Consider the following 1,271-nt stretch of genomic DNA (forward strand, 5'->3'; position numbering starts at 1 on the left):
GCCCCCCAAGAGGGAGCCGCCCCTTCGACGACCAGTGCCTACTTGTTGTCGAGCACGTCCTGGACCTTGGCGCGGACGTCGTCCGATGCGAGGCCACGGATCGTCAGCGTCGTACGGCGGCGGAGCACGTCGTCCGCCGTCTCGGCCCACTCGTGGTCACGGGCGTAGACGACCTGCGCCCAGATCTCCGGCGCGTCCGGCGAGATCCGCTCGGCGAGCGCCGGGTCCTCGTTCGCCAGGCGGGCGATGTCGAAGGAGAGCGAGCCGTAGTGCGTCGCCAGGTGCTTGGCGGTGTCGGCGGCCATCCGCGGTCCTGGCGCAGGGCCGTCGACCAGCAGGCGGTGCGCGACCGCGCGCGGGTTGGCGATGCCGGGCAGCGGAAGCCGCTTCTGCAGCTGCGAGATCGGCACGAAGTTCTCGTCGGAGGCGCCGAGCGGTTGGCCCGGAAGCGACTCCAGCTTCTTCATCACCGTACGGCCGATGTGGCGGAAGGTCGTCCACTTGCCGCCCGCGACGGAGAGCATGCCGCCCGCGCCCTCGGTGACGACCGTCTCGCGCTTGGCCTTCGAGGTGTCGCCGGGGCCGCCGGGCAGGACGCGCAGACCCGCGAAGGAGTACGTGATCAGGTCGCGGGACAGCTGCTGGTCGCGGATGGAGAACGCGGCCTCGTCCAGGATCTGCGCGGTGTCGGCCTCGGTGACCTTGACGTCGGCCGGGTCGCCCTCGAACTCCTCGTCGGTGGTGCCGAGCAGGAGCATGTCCTCCCAGGGGAGGGCGAAGGTGATGCGGTACTTGTCGATCGGGGTCGCGAGCGCGGCCTTCCAGGGGGCGGTGCGCTTGAGGACCAGGTGCGCGCCCTTGGAGAGGCGGATGGAGGGCGCCGCGTCCGGGTTCTCCATCTTGCGCAGGTGGTCGACCCACGGTCCGGTCGCGTTGAGCACGAGCCGCGCGTTGACGCCGAACTCGTCGCCGCTCATGCGGTCCTTGAGCTCCGCGCCGGTGACCCGGCCCTTGGTGAAGCGCAGGCCCGTGACCTCGGCGTGGTTGAGGACGGAGGCACCGGCCTCGACGGCCGCGCGGACCGTCATCAGGGCCATGCGGGAGTCGTGGGTGGGGTTTAAACAAAAACCACCCCCCCGACCCCGCACTGGTGGGGGGGTGGGGGGGGTGGGTGTGGGGGGGCGGGGCCGTCGCCCCGGGCGGGGGCGGGGCGGCGGGGGCCGACGGGCCCGGGATATACGGCCGAATCGGCACGGCGCACACCTATGCGG

At 72.0% G+C, this 1,271-nt stretch carries 1 protein-coding gene; it reads right to left on the bottom strand.

What is annotated here, in order from left to right:
* Positions 1-38: 38 nt before the first annotated feature.
* A complete protein-coding gene (locus ACFWY6_RS45445; RefSeq protein WP_384703802.1) occupies positions 39-1,148 on the bottom strand; it encodes a glycerol-3-phosphate dehydrogenase/oxidase in 1,110 nt (369 codons plus the stop codon).
* Between the last annotated feature and the right edge of the window lie 123 nt (positions 1,149-1,271).

The organism is Streptomyces sp. NPDC059037 (assembly GCF_042740015.1).
Taxonomy (GTDB): Bacteria; Actinomycetota; Actinomycetes; order Streptomycetales; family Streptomycetaceae; genus Streptomyces.